Origin of the sequence: Serratia sp. root2, from assembly GCF_031931805.1 — a bacterium.
Classification (GTDB): Bacteria; Pseudomonadota; Gammaproteobacteria; order Enterobacterales; family Enterobacteriaceae; genus Serratia; species Serratia inhibens.
Map to the genome: position 1 here is coordinate 137,017 of NZ_JAUJXB010000002.1, position 23,166 is coordinate 160,182.

Below are 23,166 nucleotides of genomic sequence, written 5' to 3' on the forward strand. Positions count from 1 at the left end.
CTCAGCAGCAAGATGGGCTAGAGCGCCGCAATCGCGCTCCGGGTCCGTTTAGCTTGGGGTTCTGGCGTAATGTTCTCAATGACATGCGTCAATGTTAATGACGTTAGTGTTTACACTTCTCGTACGCGGCCGCTGATCCACAGCGCCACCACCGCCAATGCTGTCGCCAGCCAGTAAACCGCATAGTGCCCCAGGTTTTCCACCAGTGCACCTTGCAGCACGCCGGCCAGGATCACCCCGGTAGAAATGCTGTTGGTAAACAAGGTCGTCGCCGCACCAGGCCGCCCGGGCATCAGATCCTGGAAATAGAGCATGCCGATACCGGCGATGATGCCGATAAATATGGCGTTGAACAGTTGCAAGACCATCAGCGCCAGCTTGAATTTAAATACCACCAACCCGGCATAAAACAGAATGCCGGCCGCCACGGCAAACAGCATCATATTGCGCTTGCCGAAACGTTTGACGTAGTAACCGGCCAGCAGCATCGCCGGGATCTCCAGCCCGGCAGCCGTGCCCATTAACAACCCCGCAAGGTTCTCCGGCAGGCCCAGATCGGCGGTGATATACAGCGGCATATCGATGATGTAGAGGGTATTGCAAGTCCACATCAGCATAGAGGCGATAAACAGCCGCCGCACATCAGGGTTTCGCCAGGCGCTGACGGGCGCTATAGGGGTCGAAGGCGCCCCCGCCAGAGCATCGCCCTGCTCCACCGACTGGCCGCGCGGCACGGAAGGCAGAGTAAACCACACCAGCAAGGCGCAGATCGCGAAGGTGGCGGCAGCGATCATAAACATCCAGGTAAAGCCGTAGTTCAACGCCAGCGTGAACGCCAAAGGTGGGCCAATCACCCACGCCAGTGAAAGTTGCGCACGCATGACCGAACTGAACATCACTACTTCACGCGCCGAGCTGTCGGCATATTCCCGCGCCAGCGCGAAAATCTGCGGCATGGCGGTATTGGCAATCGCCGACATCAGCACCCCGGCGGTGATCAGCGTCAGGTAGTCGCGGTTGAAGGCAAACAACAGGCAGTTACCGACCGCCATCAGGCAACACACCAGGATCAGCGTGCGTCGGTCACCGCGCGTATCCGAACGCTTGGCCAGCAGAAAGCTGACGGCGATGCCGGCAATGGCATTGACGGTGTAGAACAACCCCACCCAAAGCGGACGCACCTTAACCTCGGTGGTTAGGAACAGGCTCAGCGTCGGTGCCAACAACGCCCCGGCGATCCCGGAAAGAAAAGCAATCAGCAGGAATGCGGCAAAGATGGGATTAAAGCGGCGCGGCAACCAGTACAGTCGTTTCATATCTTCGTCCCTGCCCCTAAAGCGGAAGACAAAACCTTAGGCTACGGTGAAAAAAATGCAAGGACATCGCCGCGGCCAATAATAAAAAAACCAGTGGGTATGACCCCACTGGCTGGTGAACAACACCATTACTCAGAAACATTTTTGCTACCGCAACCTCAGAGGTGCTCGCGATACTGCTTGTCCGTCATATCCTTGATATCCCACTGCGTCAGGTGGGCCAACATATCCAGCCGGGCCTGTTCCGGCACCAGGCCCAGCCAGTCGGCGTGCTGGCGACGCACCGCGCTGAAATAGCGCTGATAGAACTGTTTTGACAAGAAAGCTTTCATCATTCGCCCTCCCCCTTTCATTGAGGAAAATTATCGGCGTAATATGGGGAAAGATAAATTGATGAGTTGATGCCGGAGCGTTCCTCTTTTATGTCTACCTCACGTTTGCAACAGCAGTTCATTCGCCTGTGGCAGCGCTGCCACGGCGAGACCACCGACACCACGCTGCAAGAGTTGGCTGAAGTGCTCACTTGCTCGCGCCGTCACGTGCGTTCATTGCTCGGCGCCATGCAACAGCAAGGATGGCTGACCTGGCAAGCGGAATCGGGGCGCGGCAAGCGCTCGCGGCTCACCTTCCACTACACCGGCCTGGCGCTGCAGCAGCAAAGAGCGGAGGAGTTGCTGGAGCAGGACCGCATCGATCAACTGGTGCAACTGGTCGGCGATAAAAACGTGGTGCGGCAGATGCTGCTATCCCAGCTTGGGCGCAGCTTTCGGCAGGGTAAACACATCTTGCGCGTACTCTACTATCGGCAGCTGTACAACCTGCTGCCTGGCTCGGCGCTGCGCCGTTCGGAAACTCACCTGGCCCGGCAGATTTTCAGCGGCCTGACGCGAATAAACGAGGAAAACGGGGAACTGGAATCGGATCTGTCGCATCACTGGCAGCCGCTGACGCCCTTGCACTGGCGTTTTTATCTTCGTCCGGCGATACATTTTCATCACGGCCGCGAACTGGAAATGAACGATGTGATTAGCTCCCTCACTCGTCTGATCCCTCAGCCGCTGTTTTCGCATATCGAGAGCGTGACCTCACCGACGCCTTTCGTGATTGACGTGCACCTGCACAACCCCGATTACTGGTTACCCTGGTTGCTGGGCAGCGTGCCTGCCATGATCCTGCCGCGCGAGTGGCAAAGCATGCCGGAGTTCTCACGCCATCCGGTGGGCACCGGGCCGTACAGCGTGGTGCGCAACCACCGTAGCCAGATGAAAATCCACGCCTTCGATGACTACTTCGGCTACCGGGCACTGATTGATGAGGTGAATATCTGGGTGTTGCCGGAGCTCACCGAAGAGCTGGTACATTCCGGCGTGCAACTGCAGGCGGATGACACCGGCAACAACGAACTGGAAAGCCGGCTGGAGGAAGGCTGCTATTTCCTGTTGTTCGATCAACGCTCTCCTTTGGCGGCCGATCCGGCCATTCGCAGCTGGCTGTGCGAGCTGATTAATCCCATCTCGCTGCTGAGCAATGCCGGGTCGATTTATCAACGCTATTGGTCGCCGGCCTATGGCATCCTGCCGCGCTGGCATCACAATCGCGCGCTGGCGCAACAACCCAAGCCGGGCGGGCTAACCGAGTTGACGCTGACCTACTACAGTGAACACTCGGAATTCCATGCCATTCAGCAGGCAATTGAACCGCTGCTGGCGCTGCACGGAGTGCGGCTTAACGTGCAGGTGGTGAGCTACGACGCCTGGCATAAAGGGGAAGCGGCCAGCGATCTGTGGCTGGGCAGCGCCAACTTTTACCTGCCGCTGGAGTTTTCGCTGTTCGCCACCCTGTATGAGCTACCGCTGATGCAGCACTGCATGAATGAAGATCTCGCCGCAGATGCGGCGCTGTGGCGCGCCAATGCCCTGCCGCTGGCGGATTTTTGCCAACGGTTGGTCAACGGTCACCAGTTACACCCGCTGTTTCATCACTGGTTGCAACTGCACGGCCAGCGCAGCATGCGCGGCGTGCGAATGAATACCCTTGGCTGGTTCGATTTTAAATCCGCCTGGTTTGCGCCGCCGGAAGCATAAGCGCCTTTCGCCGGCGCCCGTTAGTCTCTACAATAGCGCCGTCTCAACGGGGTGCGAAACGGCGGCGGCGCGATGAAAACGCGGCGTGCAGGTTTTGCTGAGAACAAACCCGTCGAACCTGATCCGGTCAATACCGGCGGAGGGATTTGAGCATAGCGACCCGGTTTCATCACCTCGCCCTCAGATACCTTTGCCCCCTTATCTTTCAGGAGTGCAAAGTGGTCAAAAAAAGCCTGCCCTTATTACTGTTGTTGTGCGCCGTCCCGGTGTTTGCCAAGCCAACGCTGACGGTCTACACCTATGATTCCTTCGCCGCCGACTGGGGCCCTGGCCCGGCGGTGAAAAAAGCGTTCGAAGCAGACTGCAACTGCGAACTGAAATTCGTCGCGCTGGAAGACGGCGTTTCGCTGCTTAACCGCTTGCGTATGGAAGGGAAAAACAGCACCGCCGACGTGGTTCTGGGGCTGGACAACAACCTGCTCCAGGCCGCGCAACAAACCGGTTTATTCGCGCCTAGCCGCGTTGACGGCGCCAAACTGAGCGTGCCGGGCGGCTGGCAGGATAAAACCTTCGTGCCTTACGACTACGGCTACTTTGCCTTCGTTTACAACAAAGAAAAGCTGAAGAACCCGCCAAAGAGCCTGCAGGAACTGGTCAACGGCGATCAAAACTGGAAGGTGATCTACGAAGATCCGCGCACCAGCACCCCAGGCCTGGGCCTGCTGCTGTGGATGCAGAAAGTGTTTGGCGATAAAGCGCCGGAAGCCTGGCAGAAACTGGCAAAGAAAACCGTCACCGTCACCAAGGGCTGGAGTGAAGCCTACGGCCTGTTCCTGAAAGGCGAAGGCGATCTGGTGCTCAGCTACACCACCTCCCCGGCTTATCATCTGATCGAAGAGAAGAAAGACAGCTACGCCGCGGCCAACTTCAGCGAAGGTCATTACCTGCAGGTGGAAGTGGCAGGCCAGCTCAAGGCCAGCAAGCAGCCTGAACTGGCGGAACGCTTCATGCAATTTATGGTGACCCCGGCGTTCCAGAACACCATTCCAACCGGTAACTGGATGTACCCGGTGATCAAGACTCAACTGCCGGCGGGTTTTGATCAAATGACCGTCCCCCAGACCGCGCTGCAATACAGCGCCGAAGAGGTCGCCAAACAACGCGGTAACTGGATCCGAGCATGGCAAACCGCCGTCAGCCGCTGATCCCGCACTGGCTATGGCCGGGGCTGCTGGCCGCCGGCCTGATCCTGACCGTCGCCGCACTGGCGATGGGCTCGTTGTGGCGGCACGCACCGGAAAGCGATTGGCGTGGCCTGTGGCAGGACAGCTACCTGTGGCACGTAGTCCGCTTCACCTTCTGGCAGGCGTTGCTGTCCGCGCTGATCTCGGTGCTACCCGCCATAGCGCTGGCCCGCGCGTTGTATCGTCGCCGCTTTCCCGGCCGGCTGTTGCTGTTGCGGCTGTGCGCCATGACGCTGGTGCTGCCGGTATTGGTGGCGGTGTTCGGCCTGCTCAGCGTGTATGGCCGACAGGGCTGGCTGGCATTGCTGTGCGGCTGGCTCGGCATCAACTACCGTTTTTCTCCCTATGGTCTGCAGGGCATCCTGCTGGCGCATATGTTCTTCAATCTACCGCTGGCCGCCCGCCTGTTGCTGCAGGCATTGGAAAACATTCCGGTCGAACAGCGCCAACTGGCGGCTCAGCTTGGCATGAGCGGCTGGCAACAGTTCCGCTTCGTCGAGTGGCCGGCGCTGCGCCGCCAGATCCTGCCGAGCGGCGCGCTGATCTTCATGCTCTGTTTCGCCAGCTTCGCCACCGTGCTGTCATTGGGCGGCGGGCCGCAGGCCACCACCATAGAACTGGCGATCTACCAGGCACTCAGCTATGACTACGATCTCAGCCGGGCCGCCCTGCTGGCGCTGATCCAGCTGGCATGCTGCCTGGGGCTGGTAGTGCTCAGCCAGCGGCTGAGCCAGGCGCTGCCGGTCGGCAGCACCCAGGCCCACATCTGGCGCAATCCCGAAGACAGCCTGTGGCGTCGCGTCAGCGATTTTCTGCTGATCGCCGCCGCCCTGCTGCTACTGCTGCCCCCGCTGCTGGCGGTGATTGCCGATGGCGCCAACCAGACGATGGTCAGCGTCCTGCAACAGCAGGTGCTGTGGCAAGCGCTGTTCACGTCACTGCGTATCGCGCTCGGTGCCGGCACGTTGTGCGTGGTGTTGACCATGATGCTGCTGTGGAGCAGCCGTGAACTGAAGCTGCAACAGCGGCTGCGCTGGGGTCAAACGCTTGAACTGAGCGGCATGGTGATTCTGGCGATGCCGGGGATCGTGCTGGCCACCGGTTTCTTCCTGCTGCTGAGCGATACTGTCGGGTTGCCCCAGTCACCCTATGCGTTGGTGATCCTCACCAATGCGCTGATGGCAGTACCCTACGCCCTGAAAGTGCTGGAAAACCCGATGCGAGACCTGGCCGAACGTTACAACCCACTGTGCCTGTCGCTGGATATGCACGGCTGGCAACGGCTGCGCTGGATCGAGCTGAAAGCGCTGCGCCGCCCGCTGGCGCAGGCGCTGGCTTTCGCCTGCGTACTGTCGATCGGCGATTTCGGCGTGGTTGCCCTGTTTGGCAACGAACAGTTCCGCACTCTGCCTTTTTACCTGTACCAGCAGATCGGCGCCTATCGCAGCAATGACGGCGCGGTCACCGCACTGTTGCTTCTGCTGCTGTGCTTCCTGCTGTTTACCCTGATCGAACGCTTACCGGGCCGCCATGCTGACGCTTGAAAAACTGACCTATCTGTATGAACACCTGCCGATGCGCTTTGACCTGCGTATCCAACCGGGCGAACGTGTCGCGGTGCTCGGCCCCAGTGGCGCAGGTAAAAGTACCCTGCTCAGCCTGATCGCCGGTTTCCTGCCGGCCGCCAGCGGCAAGCTGCTGCTGAACGGCAGCGATCATACCGGCACGCCGCCGGCCAAAAGGCCGGTCTCGATGCTGTTTCAGGAAAACAACCTGTTCGCCCACCTGACGGTAGCGCAGAATATCGGATTGGGCCTCGACCCCGGATTGCGGCTGAACGCGGACCAAAAACAACAGTTGGCGCAGATCGCCCGCCAGGTGGGGTTGGAAGAGCATCTTCAGCGCCTGCCGTCACAGCTTTCCGGCGGCCAGCGCCAGCGTGCGGCCCTGGCCCGCTGCCTGATCCGCCAGCGGCCCATCCTGCTGCTCGACGAGCCTTTCTCGGCGCTCGACCCCGCGCTGCGCAATGAAATGCTGCAACTGTTGCAAGAGGTTTGCGACCAACGCAACCTGACGCTGCTGATGGTGTCGCACAACCTGGATGACGCCGCACGCATCGCGCCGCGCACCCTGTTGGTGGTCGACGGGCGGATTTATTACGACGGCCCCACGCAGGCGCTGTTGGACGGCAGCGCACCGGAAGCGCGGGTGCTGGGCATTTCGCACAAACCGTGATCTGCAGCGCGTTTTTTATGCTGGGCGAATAAACCTGTTGTGCGAATTTTTCGCCTGTGGTTTTATAAAAACCTGACTTTTATTACTGATGATAAGGTTCCCTGTGATCGCATCCTCGCTGACTTCGACCCTACTAGTTACCGCGCTACCAGCCGCGGTGATGGTCGTCGTGCGTGTGGTGGTGGTCGTCGGCAATGCGCCGTAGGGTCCGAATCAACGCATCGATTCCCAAACCCCGCCGGCGCAAACCGGGCGGGGTTTCTTGTTTTAGCCCCCTGCCCAGAAAAGCGAACCGGCCCTGAGAAAGGATAGGAACATGGCAATTTCGGGCACGTCACATCAAGGCCAACGCTTCACCGGCGCAGAACTGATCGTTCATTTGCTGGAGCGCCAGGGCATCACCACCGTAGCCGGTATTCCCGGTGGCGCGGCACTGCCGTTGTATGACGCGCTGAGCCAAAGCACCCGCATTCACCACGTGCTGGCGCGCCACGAACAGGGCGCGGGCTTTATGGCGCAGGGTATGGCACGCGCCAACGGCAAGGCGGCGGTCTGCATCGCTTCCAGCGGGCCGGGGGCAACCAACCTGGTCACCGCCATCGCCGACGCCAAACTCGATTCCATCCCGCTGGTGTGCATCACCGGCCAGGTGCCTTCTTCAATGATTGGTACCGATGCCTTCCAGGAAGTGGATACCTACGGCATCTCGATTCCCATTACCAAGCACAACCATCTGGTACGCGATATCCGCGAACTGCCGCAGGTGATTTGCGACGCGTTCCGCATCGCCGAATCCGGCCGCCCCGGCCCGGTATGGATAGACGTGCCGAAAGACGTACAAACTGCGGTTATCAGTCTGGATGAACTGCCGCCCGTCGCGGTGCCTGACACGGCGCCGGCCTTCGAAGCCGCCGCCGTGGCGCAAGCCGCTGCGATGATCAACCAGGCCAAACGCCCGGTGCTGTATCTGGGGGGCGGCATTATCTGCGCCAACGCTTACCAACAGGCGATTGAGCTGGCCGAACGCGCCAACCTGCCGACCACCATGACGCTGATGGCGCTGGGCGCCATGCCGGTACAGCACCCGCTGTCACTGGGCATGCTGGGAATGCATGCGGCCCGCAGCACCAACTTTATTCTGCAAGAGGCCGATCTGTTGATCGTACTGGGCGCACGCTTTGACGATCGGGCGATTGGCAAAACCGAACAGTTCTGCCCTAACGCCAGCATCATTCATGTGGATATCGACCGCGCCGAGCTGGGCAAGGTAAAACAGGCGAATATCGCCATTCATGCCGACGTCGGTCAGGTGCTGCAACAATTGTTGCCGCAAATTGAAGCGCAGCCGCGCAGCGAGTGGCTGGACACCGTCAACGGTTTGAAACGCGAGTTCCCGTTCAGTATGCCGAACGCCGAAGACCCGCTGAGCCACTACGGTTTGGTGCTGGCCGCCGCGCGCTGCGTGGATGAAAGCGCCATCATCACCACCGACGTGGGTCAACACCAGATGTGGGTGGCGCAAGCCTATCCGCTCAGCCGGCCGCGCCAGTGGCTGACCTCCGGCGGCCTGGGTACCATGGGCTTTGGCCTGCCGGCGGCTATCGGCGCGGCGCTGGCTGAACCGCAGCGCAAGGTGTTGTGCTTCTCCGGTGACGGCAGCCTGATGATGAACATTCAGGAAATGGCCACCGCCGTCGAGCATGATTTGGACGTGAAAATTATCCTGATGAACAATCAGGCGCTGGGGCTGGTGCATCAGCAGCAAACCCTGTTCTATCAGCAGCGCATCTTTGCCGCCGCCTACCCGAAACGCACCGATTTTATCAAGATTGCCGCCGGTTTCGGGCTGGATACCTGCGATCTGAACGCTGCAGAAGATCCGCAGGCCGCGCTGGCCGAGGCGATCCAACGCCCTGGCCCGTGCCTGATCCACGCGCTGATCGATATCAATGAAAAAGTCTTCCCGATGGTGCCGCCGGGTGCCGCCAACATCGACATGATTGGAGAATAAGCCATGTCAGAACAACACAATAATCCACAGGTGATCCTTGAGCTGGCGGTCCGCAACCATCCCGGCGTGATGTCGCACGTGTGCGGCCTGTTTGCCCGCCGCGCCTTCAACGTGGAGGGCATCCTGTGCATGCCGTTGAAAGACGGCAAACAGAGCCGCATCTGGCTATTGGTGGCGGACGATCAACGGCTGGTGCAGATGATCAGCCAGGTAGAAAAACTTGAAGACGTGTTGCAGGTGAAACGCCACAACGAAGACGTGCGGGTGTTTGAACAGCTGGAAGCGTTCTTCCAGTAATGTGAACAAGCACCAAGCCTTATCCCCTATGAATTTCACGCAGCAGCCTTGTTCGCTGCCGCGTGAAAGACGACGGGGATATCAACCGGCCAGTACTTTCCACAGCAGGTGACGGTACACCGGCATCAAAGGTTGTTGGCACAGATAATAAAAGGTGCCGAGCGCCAGTATCCAACCCAGCACGCAGGCCATCCGCAACCGCACCGGCGACAGCCAGTTGCTAAGCCGATCGGCGCTGCGCTTGCCTTCTCGCCACCAACGCCAGCTCAACCAGGCGGCCAGCCAAATCAGCACCACCACCGCAAACAGCAACCATTTGAATAACGCGCTGCTGGCGCTGGCGGGAATGTCTATCGCCACGCCGGCCAGAATACCCGGGAAGAAATAGACCGGCGGCCAAGCGATGCAGCCGATAATGTTAGGCAGGGCGAATTTGTACGGCGGCAGGTCGAGCATCCCGGCGACCATCGGCACCAGCGGGCGCGTCGGGCCGACAAAACGGCCAATCAGAATGGTCGCCATACTGTGTTGATGCAACGCATGCTCGGTCTTGTCGAGCATCGCCTTGTTCTTTTTCAGAAATGACCAACGATGCAGCGGCCCCTTGAAGGCGCGGCCGATAAAGTACGAGATCCAATCCCCCAGCAGGCAACCGAGGATCCCCGCCCCCCAGGCGTAATAGAAATCCACCTGGCCGCTGCCGATCAGCGCACCAATGCTGGCCATCATTACCGTGCCGGGCAGCAACAACCCAACCAGCGCCAGTGATTCCAGAAACGCGACAAACATGACGACCATCAGAGTGAAAGCCAATGACTGGGTGATCAAGTGCTGCAGATAGGCTTCCATATACCTCTACTCGTTATCAAAAGCGCGTGGGCGTGGGATTGTCCGGTGCGGCCGGAGGTGAGTCAACCGATGAATTGTATGCGTTTTTGGCAAAACCGCCCGGCAATGGACAATCACTGTATAAAAACCCATACTGTAACCTATGCCTATTGCCTTTCAGTTTAGCTTCTCAGGAACCGCGTAATGTCACTCCAACAGGGTTTTCTGCTCACCCGCCACTGGCGCGATACGCCCGCAGGTACCGAGGTGGAGTTCTGGCTGGCGACCGACCACGGGCCACAGCAACTTCGCCTGCCACCGCAGACCTCCGTCGCTTTTATCCCAGCCGAACAGCGCCAGCGCGCTGAGCTGTTGCTGCGTGAAGAGCGGCAACTGGAGCTGAAAACCCTGCCGTTGACCGATTTCCATCATCGCCCGGTACTGGGGCTGTACTGCCGCCAGCACCGTCAATTGATCAAACTGGAAAAGCTGCTGAAAGACGGCGGTGTCAATGTCTACGAAGCCGATATTCGCCCGCCGGAACGCTACCTGATGGAGCGTTTTATCACCGCGCCGGTGTGGTTCAGCGGCCGGCCCAATGGCAGCGGTCCGCTGCTCGACGGCCAGATGAAACCGGCACCGGACTACCGCCCGACGCTGAAAATAGTCTCGCTGGACATTGAAACCACCGCCCACGGCGAGCTGTATTCAATCGCGCTGGAAGGCTGCGGCCAGCGTCAGGTGTACATGCTGGGGCCGGCCAACGGCGGCAATGAACCGCTGGATTTCGAGCTGGAATACTGCACCAGCCGCCCACAGATGCTGGAACGGCTGAATCAGTGGCTGGAACGGCACGATCCGGACGCCATCATCGGCTGGAACCTGGTGCAGTTCGATTTACGCGTGCTGCAAAAACATGCCGAACGCTACCAAATCCCCCTGCGGCTGGGCCGTGGCGGCAACCTGCTGGAATGGCGCGAACACGGCTTCAAGCAGAATCACTTTTTCGCCTCTGCGGCCGGGCGGTTGATTATCGACGGTATAGAAGCGCTGAAATCCGCCACCTGGAACTTCCCTTCTTTCAGCCTGGAGTACGTAGCGCAGACGCTGTTAGGAGAAGGCAAATCCATCGATAACCCCTACCAGCGGATGGCGGAAATCGATCGGCGCTTTGCCGAAGACAAACCGGCGCTGGCGCGCTACAACCTGAAGGACTGCGAGTTGGTCACGCGGATTTTTGCCAAAGCCGAGCTGCTGACCTTCTTGCTGGAACGCGCGACCGTCACCGGGCTGGCAGCGGACCGCAGCGGCGGTTCGGTGGCCGCGTTCAGTAACCTGTATATGCCGCGCATGCACCGGCTGGGATTTGTGGCGCCCAACCTCGGCGAACAGCCGGAGGAACACAGCCCCGGCGGCTTTGTCATGGATTCACAACCCGGCCTGTATGATTCGGTGCTGGTACTGGATTACAAAAGCCTGTACCCGTCGATCATCCGCACCTTCCTGATCGATCCGGTCGGGCTGGTGGAAGGCATGCGGCACCCAGGCGATGCCGATTCTGTACCCGGTTTTCGCCACGCACGTTTCTCGCGCGGCAAACATTGCCTGCCGGCGATCGTCGAACAAATCTGGCAAGGACGCGAAGCGGCAAAGCGCCAACAGAACAAACCGTTATCCCAGGCTTTAAAAATCATCATGAACGCGTTATACGGCGTGTTGGGGTCAAGCGGTTGTCGCTTTTTCGATCCCCGGTTGGCTTCGTCGATCACCCTGCGCGGCCATGAGATCATGCGCCAGACGCGCGAACTGATCGAGGCACAGGGCTATCAGGTGATCTACGGCGACACCGATTCCACCTTCGTCTGGTTAAAACAGCCGCACAGCGAACAGCAAGCGGCGCAGATTGGCAGGGCGCTGGTGGAGCAGGTCAACCAATGGTGGCAGCAGCATCTTCAGCAACAATTCGGGCTGGAGAACGCGCTGGAGCTGGAGTTTGAAACCCATTACTCGCGCTTCCTGATGCCCACCATCCGCGGCGCCGAACAGGGCAGTAAAAAACGTTATGCCGGGCTGATCGTCAAACCCGACGGCAGCGAAGAAATGGTCTACAAAGGCCTGGAAACGGTGCGTACCGACTGGACACCGCTGGCGCAACAATTCCAGCAGTTGCTGTACCAGCGCATATTCAAACAGCAGCCGTATCAGGATTTTGTGCGTGAATACGTCAGCAAAACGCTTAACGGCGACTTTGACGATCGGCTGGTCTACCGCAAGCGCCTGCGCAGGAAACTGGAAGAGTATCAACGCAACGTACCGCCGCACGTCCGCGCAGCACGTATCGCCGACGACTATAATCGTCAACAGGGGCGGCCGCTGCAATATCAGAGCGGCGGCTGGATCAGCTACGTCATGACCGTGGCCGGGCCGGAACCCCTGGAGACCCAACAGTCAGCAATAGATTACCAGCATTATCTGGACCGCCAGTTGCAACCGGTGGCAGACGCTATACTCCCTTTTCTGCACGACGATTTTACCACGCTGGTGACCGGGCAGATGGGGCTTTTCTGACATTGCGCCCGCCAGGTGGGCTTTGGCGAAGGGTTAAGAAAAATCATCGGGTTTTGCAGGTGACGAACGCGCCGCCTTCCATTACCATAGCGCCCTTCCCAAATTCTGAACCACGCTGCGCCCATGCCGTCTCGCGACGCCCGCATGGCGTGAACAGCTATTGCCCGTCAAATTAAAATAAACCGGGATTAGCAAACGTTTGATACAGGTGCCGCGGCCCTCCCCGCCCGGTAACAAGACTTACTTAAAAAGAATCGAGCCGACAACATATGCCTTTTACACTTGGTCAACGCTGGATCAGCGATACGGAAAGCGAATTAGGTCTGGGAACCGTCGTGGCACTGGATGTGCGCATGGTTACCCTGCTTTTCCCCGCAACCGGTGAAAACCGACTCTATGCCAGAAGTGACTCGCCAATCACCCGCGTGATGTTCAATCCGGGCGACACCATCAGCAACCACGAAGGATGGGAGCTGCAGGTAGAAGAGGTCAAAGAGGATAATGGCCTGCTGACCTATATCGGCACCCGCCTGGACACCCAGGAAAGCGGCGTAGCGATGCGCGAGGTGCTGCTGGACAGCAAGCTGACTTTCAGCAAACCGCAAGACCGTCTGTTCGCCGGCCAGATCGACCGAATGGATCGCTTCGCCCTGCGTTTCCGCGCGCGTAAATACCAGAGCGAGCAGTATCGCCTGCCATTCGCCGGCCTGCGCGGCATGCGTGCCAGCCTGATCCCCCACCAGTTGCACATCGCTTATGAAGTCGGGCAGCGCCACGCGCCACGCGTACTGCTGGCAGATGAAGTCGGTCTGGGGAAAACCATCGAAGCCGGGATGATCATTCATCAGCAACTGCTGGCGGGCCGCGCCGAGCGCGTACTGATCGTGGTGCCGGAAACGCTCCAGCATCAGTGGCTGGTCGAAATGATGCGCCGCTTCAACCTGTATTTCTCGCTGTTCGACGACAGCCGTTACTCGGAAGCCAAACTCGACAGCAGCAATCCGTTTGAAACCGAACAACTGGTGATCTGTTCGCTGGACTTCGTGCGCCGTAACAAGCAGCGCCTGGAAGAGCTGGCGGACGCCCAGTGGGATCTGCTGGTGGTCGACGAAGCCCACCATCTGGCCTGGAGCGAAGAAGCGCCAAGCCGCGAGTATCAGGTCATCGAACAGCTGGCGGAACATATCCCCGGCGTGCTGCTGCTGACCGCAACTCCGGAGCAACTTGGCCAGCAGAGCCACTTCGCCCGTCTGCGCCTGCTGGATCCGAGCCGTTTCCACGATTACCAAGAATTCGTCAGCGAACAGCAAAAATACCGCCCGGTTGCCGATGCCGTTACCCTGCTGCTGAGCGGCGAACGTCTGGCCGATGACAAGCTGAACATGCTGGGCGAACTGATCGACGAACAGGACATCGAACCGCTGCTGAAAGCCGCCAATAGCGACGCAGACGGCGCCGAGCAGGCTCGCCAGGAACTGGTCACCATGCTGATGGACCGCCACGGCACCAGCCGCGTGCTGTTCCGCAACACCCGTAACGGCGTTAAAGGCTTCCCGCACCGCAATCTGCACCAGATCAAACTGCAACTGCCGACCCAATACCAGACCGCAATCAAGGTGTCCGGCATTATGGGGGCGAAGAAAACCGTTGAGGCGCGCGCGCGCGACATGCTGTACCCGGAGCAAATCTACCAGGAGTTCGAAGGCGAGAACGCCACCTGGTGGAACTTTGATCCGCGCGTGGAGTGGCTGCTGGATTACCTGGTGGCCAATCGCGATAAGAAAGTGCTGGTGATCTGCGCCAAGGCCGATACCGCGCTGCAACTGGAGCAGGTGCTGCGTGAGCGTGAAGCGATCCGCGCGGCGGTGTTCCACGAAGGGCTGTCGATTATCGAACGTGACCGCGCCGCCGCCTATTTCGCCTCAGAAGAAGACGGCGCTCAAGTGTTGCTGTGCTCGGAGATCGGTTCCGAAGGCCGTAACTTCCAGTTCGCCAGCCACCTGGTCATGTTCGACCTGCCGTTCAACCCGGATCTGCTGGAACAGCGTATCGGCCGTCTGGACCGTATCGGCCAGATGCATGAAATTGAAATCATGGTGCCGTACCTGGAAAACACCGCTCAGGCGGTGCTGGTACGTTGGTTCCATGAAGGTCTGGACGCCTTTGAGCACACCTGCCCGACCGGCCGCACCATTTATGACAGCGGCTACGAGCAGTTGATCGGCTTCCTGGCTGCGCCGACCGAACAGGAAGGGCTGGACGAATTCATTCACGCCTGCCGCCAACAGCACGACCACCTCAAAGCGCAGCTGGAACAGGGCCGCGATCGCCTGCTGGAAATGCACTCCAACGGCGGCGAGAAAGCTCAGGCACTGGCGGAGGCCATCGCCAATCAGGACAACGACGTCAACCTGGTGGGCTTTGCGCTTAACCTGTTCGACATCGTCGGCATCAACCAGGACGATCGCAGCGACAACCTGATTGTGCTGACGCCGTCCGATCACATGCTGGTACCGGACTTCCCTGGCTTGCCGCAGGACGGCTGCACCGTCACCTTCGATCGCGAGCAGGCGCTGTCGCGTGAAGACGCGCAGTTCGTCAGTTGGGAACACCCGATCATCCGTAACGGCCTGGACCTGATTTTGTCCGGCGATACCGGCAGCTGTGCGGTGTCCTTGTTGAAAAACAAGGCGCTGCCGGTCGGCACCTTGCTGGTCGAACTGGTGTACGTAGTGGAGGCTCAGGCACCGAAACACCTGCAACTGACCCGCTTCCTGCCACCGACGCCAATCCGCATGCTGATGGACCGCAAAGGCACCAACCTGGCGGCACAGGTCGAATTCGAAAGCTTCAACCGCCAGTTGAACGCGGTGAACCGCCATACGTCCAGCAAGCTGGTCAACGCGGTACAGCAAGACGTACACGCCATGCTGCAACAGGCGGAAAGCCTGGTTGAATCCCAGGCACGCGCACTGATTGAACAGGCGAAACAGGAAGCGGACGACAAGCTGAGCACCGAGCTGGCGCGTCTGGAAGCGCTGAAGGCCGTTAACCCGAACATCCGTGATGACGAAGTGGAAGCGCTGGAGTTCAACCGAAAACAGGTGCTGGTCAACCTGAATGAAGCAGGATGGCGCCTGGACGCTATCCGTCTGGTGGTGGTCACTCATCAGTAACCTGCGGCACGGGGAACTCCGGTTCCCCCTCCCCGTACAGTCACTTTCAGCGGAGCCAAGATGGAACCCTACAATCCCCCTCAGGACCCGATGCATATCCTGTATCAGGATGAGCACATTATCGTGGTCAACAAGGCGAGCGGCCTGCTGTCTGTGCCTGGCCGCGCACCGGAAAACAAAGACAGCCTGATGACGCGCATTCAGGCCGATTTTCCGGCCGCCGAATCGGTGCATCGTCTGGATATGGCGACCAGCGGGGTGATTGTGGTGGCGCTGAACAAGGCCGCAGAGCGTGAGCTCAAACGCCAGTTCCGCGATCGCGAGCCGAAGAAATCCTATATCGCCCGCGTGTGGGGCCATCTGGAGCACGATGAAGGGCTGGTGGATTTACCGCTGATTTGCGACTGGCCTAACCGGCCGCTGCAAAAGGTATGCTTCGAAACCGGCAAAGCCGCGCAAACCGGGTATCTGGTGCTGTCGCGCGATGCCGATGGCAGCACGCGGGTAAAACTGACGCCGATCACCGGCCGCTCTCATCAGTTGCGAGTGCATATGCTGGCGCTGGGCCACCCGATCCTCGGTGACGGGTTTTATGCCCATCCCGAAGCCAAGGCAATGGCGCCGCGGTTGCAACTGCATGCGCAAGAACTGTGCATCACACACCCGGCATTCCAGACGCCGATGCATTTCCGCGCCGAGCCGGATTTCTGAGCTCATCGCCCAGGGATACCCTAAATAATTCGAGTTGCAGGCAGGCGGCAACTAAGCGCAGCCCCGGTAGCGTACAAAAAGTACCTGCCCGGGGTAAGCGCAGGCAGCCAACACGCCTGCGGCTCGAAGTATGACGGGTATCGTTATTTGAAGCCTTTCTCGCGTTTGATCAGGTCATACGCCGCCTGAATCTCCTGCGCTTTCTGCTTGGCCATTTCCATCATTTGCGGCGGCAAACCTTTCGCCACTAGTTTATCCGGATGGTGTTCGCTCATCAGCTTGCGGTAGGCGCGCTTGATGGTGGTAGCGTCGTCACTGCTGCTGACACCCAGCACTTTGCAGGCATCCTCCAGCGTTGGCCCGCGCTGCGCTTGCTGATAGCCGCCCTGCTGACCACCGCCAAACTGACGCCCGCCTTCCATCATGCTGAGGAACTGATCGAACTGTGCACGCGAAATGCCCAGCTCTTCAGCGATCACATACAGCACCTGACGTTCGTTCGGATGCAGCGAGCCGTCGGCAAACGCCGCCTGGATTTGAATTTCCAGAAACATCCGAATCAGGTCAAAACGGCCGAAACAGATGCTGCGGAACTGCTGCAGCGTCTCTCTCAGCGGGAACTGGCTCTGTTTGCCTTCACGAAACGCCTGCTGCGCCGCCGTACGGGCTTCCCCGTGCAGTTGCAGACGATCCATAAACAAGCTGGCGATCTGAATATCCGCCTCGGTAACGCGCCCTTTTGATTTGGTCAGGTGACCCATCACCTGAAAAGTGGTGCGGAAAAACAGCGTTTGCCGCGTTTGCTGGTCGGCGAAAAAGCCCCGGCTGCGCTTATTGCTGCGCGCAGTGTCGATCATATGACCGACAATCAGCCCCAAAACTACACCCCAGAATCCCGCGCCAGCCCAAATGGCAACGATGACCCCGAGCAGTTTTCCCCAATACTGCATATACTCCTCAATTATCATGCCGAAAGCCGCCGGCTCCCTTCTGTCTTAGATAAGGGTTAAGGCGATTTTTCCCAGGATTTGGATTATCATACCTGTCATTTATCTTTGCGCCTAACGACGACGCAAGTAAACGGCAGGATTTAACACTAGCGCAACGCAGATGAGTGATATAGTCTCTGACCGTTTGCCGGACATGACGCCTCTGATGACGGAACACCAAAACCGCGTATGAAAAAAAGTTTCCCAACACTGCTGGCCACAATGATTTGGACGGCACTCTACAGTCAGCACGCGCTGGCTGATCTGGCCGAGCAATGCATGCTTGGCGTTCCTGTTTATGACAAACCGCTGGTCAGCGGCGATCCGAACAGCCTGCCGGTCACCATCCATGCGGATGACTCCAAAGCAGACTATCCGAAAAGCGCCCTGTTCACCGGCAACGTGAATATCGAACAAGGCAACAGCACCCTGACTGCCAAGCAAGTGGAACTGAACCAGACGCAAAATCCGGGGCAGACCGAACCGGTTCGTACCGTGACGGCAACCGGCGATGTGCACTACAGCGATAATCAGATCAAGCTGAAGGGCCCGAAAGCCTGGTCGAACCTGAATAATAAAGATACCGACGTCTATGAAGGCGACTACCAAATGGTAGGCCGTCAGGGGCGCGGCGATGCCGACAAGATGAAAATGCGCGGCGCCAACCGTTACACCATTCTGGAAAACGGCACCTTTACCTCTTGTTTACCTGGCGATAACAGCTGGAGCGTCGTCGGTTCCGAAGTGATCCACGACCGTGAAGAACAGGTCGCTGAAGTCTGGAACGCCCGCTTCAAAATCGGTGGCGTACCGGTGTTTTACAGCCCGTACCTGCAATTGCCGGTCGGCGATAAACGCCGTTCGGGCTTCCTTATCCCGAATGCAAAATACGGCAGCAACAATGGCTTTGAGTTCATGTTGCCGTATTACTGGAACATCGCGCCAAACTTCGACGCCACTATTACACCGCACTACATGTCCAAACGTGGCCTGCAGTGGCAGAACGAATTCCGCTATCTGTTGCAGCCCGGCCTGGGTCTGATGGAGTTCGACTGGTTGCCGGACGACAAGGAATACAGCAAGGACAATCCTGACGACAGCACCCGCTGGTTGTTCTTCTGGAAACACAACGGCGTAATGGATCAGGTATGGCGTTTTAACGTTGACTACACCAAGGTCAGCGATTCCAAATACTTTACCGATCTGGACTCGAAATACGGCTCAACCACCGACGGTTACGCAACGCAGAAATTCAGCGTTGGCTACGCCATTGACAACTGGGATGCCACCTTAAGCTCCAAGCAATTCCAGGTCTACGACGACACCGATCGCGCCAGTTCCGAATCCTATAAAGTGCAACCGCAACTGGACCTGAACTACTATAAAAACGATCTCGGTCCGTTCGATTTGCGTATTTACGGCCAGGCGGCCAAGTTCACCAGCGTCAACCCGTACAGCCCGGACGCCACCCGTTTGCATCTGGAGCCAACGCTCAACCTGCCGTTGACCAACGGTTGGGCCAGTCTGAATACCGAAGCCAAACTGCTGGCCACCCATTATCAGCAGGACATTCCTGACGGTTTCGCCAACAACTACAAGAGCCGTACCGGCAACGATGCGCCAGGCCTCGAGGATTCGGTCAACCGCGTGTTGCCGCAGTTCAAGGTCGACGGCAAAATGGTGTTCGACCGCAACATGAACTGGTCGGAGGGTTATACCCAAACCCTGGAGCCGCGCGTGCAGTACCTGTACGTGCCGTACCGCGACCAGAGCAACATCTATACCTACGACACCACTCTGCTGCAAACCGACTACTCCGGCCTGTTCCGCGACCGCACTTACAGCGGCCTGGATCGCATCGCTTCGCAAAACCGTGTTTCCACCGGTTTAACCACGCGAATTTATGATGACGCGCTGGTTGAACGTTTTAACGCTTCCGTGGGTCAAATCTACTACTTCAGCCGTTCACGCACCGGCGACCAGACAAGCGGTTACGACAACAATGACGATACCGGCAGCCTGGCATGGGCCGGCGATACTTATTGGAAGATTGATGACCATTGGGGCCTGCGTGGCGGGCTGCAGTATGATACGCGTCTTGCCAGCGTCTCATTGGGTAACGGCGTGCTGGAGTACCGTCAGGATGCAGAACGCGTTCTGCAGCTGAACTACCGCTACGCCACGCCGGAATATATCCAGACGGCGCTGAACACCGCACAGGTTCCAGCTTATCAGGATGGGATCTCTCAGGTGGGCGTAACCGGCAGTTGGCCGATTGTCGATCGCTGGTCAATCGTGGGCGCTTATTACTACGACACCCGCGCGCAACAGTCCGCCGATCAGTTGCTCGGTCTGAAGTACAACACCTGCTGCTGGGCAGTGACTCTGGGCTATGAGCGCAAGATCACCGACTGGAACAACAGCAACCAAAGCAGCGTTTATGACAACAAAGTTTCATTCAATATCGAACTGCGTGGCCTGAGCAGCGATCACAGCCTGGGCTCCGCGGAAATGCTGCGTTCCGGCATTCTGCCTTACCAGCGTGCATTTTGATACTTTGTAACACTTTGAAAACGAGAACTTTCACCCGCATTTGCGGATTACAGAATGGGAAATGTATGAAGAACTGGAGAACGCTTATTCTCGGATTGGTGGTTTGCGCCAATACCGCGTTCGCAGCACCCCAAGAAGTGGATAAAGTCGCCGCCGTCGTGGATAACGGCGTAGTGCTTGGGAGCGACGTGAACAGTCTGTTGCAGTCGGTGAAACTCAATGCGCAACAGGCCGGCCAGCAATTGCCGGATGACAATACGCTGCGTCACCAGATCCTTGAGCGTCTGATTACGGATAACATCCAGTTGCAGATGGCCAAGAAAATGGGGATCACCGTTTCCGATGCCGATCTGGACAAAGCCATCGGCAATATCGCCGCACAGAACAAAATGAGCATCGATCAGATGCGCAGCCGTCTGGCGTACGAAGGGTTGAACTACAACACCTATCGTTCCCAGATCCGCAAGGAAATGCTGATTTCTGAAGTGCGCAACAACGAAGTGCGCCGTCGCGTCACTATCCTGCCTCAGGAAGTGGACGCGCTGGCAAAACAGGTTGGCGCCCAGAACGGCAGCGATACCGAGATGAACATCAGCCACATCCTGATCCCGTTGCCGGAAAACCCGTCACAGCAGCAGGTTGACGAAGCAGAAGCCATGGCCAAAAAGCTGATGGGTGAAATCAACGGCGGTGCCGATTTCGGCAAACTGGCGATCTCCTATTCTGCCGACTCCCAGGCGCTGAAAGGCGGCAACATGGGTTGGGGCAAGCTGCAAGAAATCCCTACCCTGTTTGCCGAAAGACTGGTTAACGCCAAAAAAGGCGACGTGGTCGGCCCGATCCGCTCCGGTGTCGGTTTCCACATTCTGAAAGTGAATGATATCCGCGGCGCCAACCAGTCCGTATCCGTGACCGAGGTTCATGCACGCCACATTCTGCTGAAGCCTTCCGTGGTGCTGACCGACGATCAGGCGCGCGCCAAATTGCTGGCGGTAGCCGAAGCGATCAAGAGCGGCAACGCCAAGTTTGCTGACGAAGCCAAACAGCTGTCTCAGGATCCGGGTTCTGCACTGCAGGGCGGCGATCTGGGCTGGGCTTCTCCGGACATTTACGATCCGGCCTTCCGCGACGCGTTGATGAAGCTGAGCAAAGGCGAAGTCAGCCAACCCGTTCACTCTTCCTTCGGCTGGCACCTGATTCAGTTGCTGGATACGCGTCAAGTGGACAAAACCGACGCCGCGCAGAAAGATCGCGCTTACCGCATGCTGTTCAACCGCAAGTTTGCTGAAGAAGCGCAGACCTGGATGCAGGAACAACGCGCTCAGGCTTACGTGAAGATCCTTGACGGTAATGCACAACAATAATCGCATAGTCATCACCCCCGGCGAGCCCGCCGGGGTTGGGCCGGATTTAGTGGCAGCGCTGGCGCAACAGGATTGGCCTGTTGAGTTGGTGGTGTGCGCGGATCCGGCCTTGTTGCTTGAACGCGCCCGGCAGTTGAACCTGCCGTTGCAGCTTCGCGACTATCAGGCGGGCCAACCCGCCCAACCGCAGCGCGCAGGGACCCTGACGGTGCTGCCGGTCGCCACCGCTCATGCGGTGGTGGCGGGCGAGCTGAACGTGGGCAACAGCGCCTACGTGGTGGAAACCCTGGCACGCGCCTGCGACGGTTGTCTGAACGGCGAATTCGCCGCGCTGATCACCGGCCCGGTGAACAAAGGCGTGATCAACGACGCCGGCGTGCCCTTTATCGGCCATACCGAATTCTTTGCCGATCGCAGCCGTTGCGATCGCGTAGTGATGATGCTGGCAACCGAAGAGCTGCGCGTGGCGCTGGCGACCACTCACCTGCCGTTGTTGGCGGTGCCAGGCGCCATCACTCGTCAAAGCCTGTTCGAAGTCATTCGCATCCTCGACAACGATTTGAAAACCAAATTTGGCATCGCCCAGCCGCAGATTTATGTCTGCGGACTGAACCCGCACGCAGGGGAAGGCGGCCATATGGGGCGCGAAGAGATCGATACCATCATCCCGGCGCTCGATGCGTTGCGCGAGGAGGGCATCGTTCTTATCGGCCCGCTGCCGGCGGACACCCTGTTCCAGCCCAAGTATCTGCAACATGCCGATGCGGTGCTGGCGATGTATCACGATCAGGGTCTGCCGGTGCTAAAATACCAAGGGTTCGGCCGGGCGGTAAATATCACCCTCGGTTTGCCTTTTATTCGTACCTCGGTCGACCACGGTACCGCTCTGGAACTGGCCGGCACCGGCACCGCCGATGCGGGCAGTTTCAAAACGGCCTTGAATCTCGCCATTAAAATGATAATTAATTGTAATGAATAATAAAGTCCACCAAGGGCACTTTGCCCGCAAACGCTTTGGACAAAACTTTTTAACCGATCAGTTTGTCATCGATAGCATTGTCTCTGCCATTCACCCGCAACCGGGCGAAGCGGTGGTTGAGATCGGCCCCGGCCTGGGCGCACTGACCGAGCCGGTCGGCGCACGCATGGACCGCATGACGGTGATTGAGCTGGACCGCGATCTGGCGGCCCGCCTGGCAAACCATCCGCAGCTGAAAGACAAACTGACCATTCACCAGCAAGATGCCATGACGGTGAATTTCGCCGATATGGCCGAGCAGGCCGGCCAACCGCTGCGCGTGTTTGGCAACCTGCCGTATAACATTTCGACGCCGCTGATGTTCCACCTTTTCAGCTATACTCAGGCCATTCGCGACATGCACTTTATGTTGCAAAAAGAGGTGGTCAACCGCTTGGTTGCCGGCCCGAACAGCAAAGCCTACGGGCGTTTGACCGTGATGGCGCAGTACTACTGCAACGTGATTCCGGTGTTGGAAGTACCGCCAACCTCTTTCACTCCGGCGCCGAAAGTGGATTCCGCCGTGGTACGTCTGGTGCCGCACCAGGTGAACCCAAACCCGGTGGGCGATGTGCGTATGCTGAGCCGCATTACAACTCAGGCATTCAACCAACGCCGGAAAACCGTTCGCAACAGCCTGGGCGATCTGTTCACCCCAGAGCAGTTGACGGAATTGGGTGTCGATCCGACGTTAAGAGCAGAGAATATTTCTGTGGCGCAATACTGTAAGCTGGCTAACTGGCTTTCAGCCAATCCCGCGCCGCAGCAATAA

General features: G+C 58.5%; 18 protein-coding genes and 1 riboswitch. Of the genes, 14 read left to right on the top strand and 4 right to left on the bottom strand.

Going from position 1 to position 23,166, the window contains the following annotated elements:
- Positions 1-110: 110 nt before the first annotated feature.
- A complete protein-coding gene (locus tag QZQ97_RS14340) occupies positions 111-1,316 on the bottom strand; it encodes an MFS transporter (protein ID WP_311994021.1) in 1,206 nt (401 codons plus the stop codon).
- A gap of 158 nt (positions 1,317-1,474) precedes the next feature.
- Positions 1,475-1,651 carry a glucose uptake inhibitor SgrT gene (sgrT, locus tag QZQ97_RS14345; protein ID WP_311994022.1) on the bottom strand — a complete coding sequence of 59 codons (177 nt, stop codon included), beginning with the start codon at positions 1,649-1,651 and terminating at the stop codon, positions 1,475-1,477.
- Between the two features lie 87 nt (positions 1,652-1,738).
- Here sgrT and sgrR point away from each other — a divergent pair, with 87 nt between their 5' ends.
- The 7 genes from sgrR to ilvN all read left to right on the top strand — a co-directional run bounded on the left by sgrR (position 1,739) and on the right by ilvN (position 9,187).
- Positions 1,739-3,400, top strand: coding sequence for an HTH-type transcriptional regulator SgrR (gene sgrR / locus QZQ97_RS14350; protein WP_311994023.1), 1,662 nt, complete (start codon positions 1,739-1,741; stop codon positions 3,398-3,400).
- Between the two features lie 37 nt (positions 3,401-3,437).
- A riboswitch (TPP riboswitch) is annotated at positions 3,438-3,563 on the top strand.
- A gap of 55 nt (positions 3,564-3,618) precedes the next feature.
- On the top strand, positions 3,619-4,605 hold the full coding sequence (gene thiB / locus QZQ97_RS14355; RefSeq protein ID WP_311994024.1) for a thiamine ABC transporter substrate binding subunit: 987 nt from the start codon (positions 3,619-3,621) through the stop codon (positions 4,603-4,605).
- Positions 4,581-6,188, top strand: a complete 1,608-nt coding sequence (gene thiP, locus QZQ97_RS14360; RefSeq protein ID WP_311994025.1) for a thiamine/thiamine pyrophosphate ABC transporter permease ThiP — start codon at positions 4,581-4,583, stop codon at positions 6,186-6,188. Before thiB ends, thiP begins: the two co-directional genes overlap by 25 nt.
- Positions 6,175-6,879, top strand: coding sequence for a thiamine ABC transporter ATP-binding protein ThiQ (gene thiQ / locus QZQ97_RS14365; protein ID WP_311994026.1), 705 nt, complete (start codon positions 6,175-6,177; stop codon positions 6,877-6,879). Before thiP ends, thiQ begins: the two co-directional genes overlap by 14 nt.
- A gap of 88 nt (positions 6,880-6,967) precedes the next feature.
- Positions 6,968-7,084, top strand: a complete 117-nt coding sequence (ivbL, locus tag QZQ97_RS14370) for an ilvB operon leader peptide IvbL (RefSeq protein ID WP_208295193.1) — start codon at positions 6,968-6,970, stop codon at positions 7,082-7,084.
- Between the two features lie 111 nt (positions 7,085-7,195).
- On the top strand, positions 7,196-8,890 hold the full coding sequence (gene ilvB / locus QZQ97_RS14375; protein ID WP_311994027.1) for an acetolactate synthase large subunit: 1,695 nt from the start codon (positions 7,196-7,198) through the stop codon (positions 8,888-8,890).
- Between the two features lie 3 nt (positions 8,891-8,893).
- Entirely contained in the window at positions 8,894-9,187 is a 294-nt protein-coding gene (gene ilvN / locus QZQ97_RS14380) for an acetolactate synthase small subunit (RefSeq protein ID WP_311994028.1), read from the top strand.
- 81 nt (positions 9,188-9,268) lie between these two features.
- Here ilvN and QZQ97_RS14385 read toward each other — a convergent pair whose 3' ends face one another.
- Entirely contained in the window at positions 9,269-10,036 is a 768-nt protein-coding gene (locus QZQ97_RS14385; protein WP_311994029.1) for a DedA family protein, read from the bottom strand.
- 183 nt (positions 10,037-10,219) lie between these two features.
- On the opposite strand from QZQ97_RS14385, the gene QZQ97_RS14390 reads away from it, so the two are divergent.
- From QZQ97_RS14390 to rluA, 3 genes are all read left to right on the top strand, one after another.
- A complete protein-coding gene (locus QZQ97_RS14390; protein WP_311994030.1) occupies positions 10,220-12,583 on the top strand; it encodes a DNA polymerase II in 2,364 nt (787 codons plus the stop codon).
- 269 nt (positions 12,584-12,852) lie between these two features.
- The gene (gene rapA, locus QZQ97_RS14395) at positions 12,853-15,759 is read left to right on the top strand and encodes an RNA polymerase-associated protein RapA (RefSeq protein ID WP_311994031.1); all 2,907 of its coding nucleotides are present in this window, start codon (positions 12,853-12,855) and stop codon (positions 15,757-15,759) included.
- A 60-nt stretch (positions 15,760-15,819) separates the two neighbouring features.
- Positions 15,820-16,470, top strand: coding sequence for a bifunctional tRNA pseudouridine(32) synthase/23S rRNA pseudouridine(746) synthase RluA (gene rluA, locus QZQ97_RS14400; protein WP_311994032.1), 651 nt, complete (start codon positions 15,820-15,822; stop codon positions 16,468-16,470).
- Positions 16,471-16,613: 143 nt separating this feature from the next.
- Here rluA and djlA read toward each other — a convergent pair whose 3' ends face one another.
- Positions 16,614-17,420 (bottom strand): co-chaperone DjlA, encoded by an 807-nt coding sequence (gene djlA, locus QZQ97_RS14405; RefSeq protein ID WP_212558482.1) that lies wholly within the window; start codon positions 17,418-17,420, stop codon positions 16,614-16,616.
- A gap of 228 nt (positions 17,421-17,648) precedes the next feature.
- Between djlA and lptD the strand changes: the two genes are divergently transcribed.
- The 4 genes from lptD (at position 17,649) to rsmA (ending at position 23,166) form a co-directional block, all read left to right on the top strand.
- Positions 17,649-20,012 carry an LPS assembly protein LptD gene (lptD, locus tag QZQ97_RS14410; RefSeq protein ID WP_311994033.1) on the top strand — a complete coding sequence of 788 codons (2,364 nt, stop codon included), beginning with the start codon at positions 17,649-17,651 and terminating at the stop codon, positions 20,010-20,012.
- A gap of 65 nt (positions 20,013-20,077) precedes the next feature.
- Entirely contained in the window at positions 20,078-21,376 is a 1,299-nt protein-coding gene (gene surA, locus QZQ97_RS14415) for a peptidylprolyl isomerase SurA (RefSeq protein WP_311994034.1), read from the top strand.
- Positions 21,363-22,355, top strand: a complete 993-nt coding sequence (pdxA, locus tag QZQ97_RS14420) for a 4-hydroxythreonine-4-phosphate dehydrogenase PdxA (protein ID WP_311994035.1) — start codon at positions 21,363-21,365, stop codon at positions 22,353-22,355. The genes surA and pdxA overlap by 14 nt, the downstream gene beginning before the upstream one ends.
- Positions 22,348-23,166 carry a 16S rRNA (adenine(1518)-N(6)/adenine(1519)-N(6))-dimethyltransferase RsmA gene (gene rsmA / locus QZQ97_RS14425; RefSeq protein ID WP_311994036.1) on the top strand — a complete coding sequence of 273 codons (819 nt, stop codon included), beginning with the start codon at positions 22,348-22,350 and terminating at the stop codon, positions 23,164-23,166. The genes pdxA and rsmA overlap by 8 nt, the downstream gene beginning before the upstream one ends.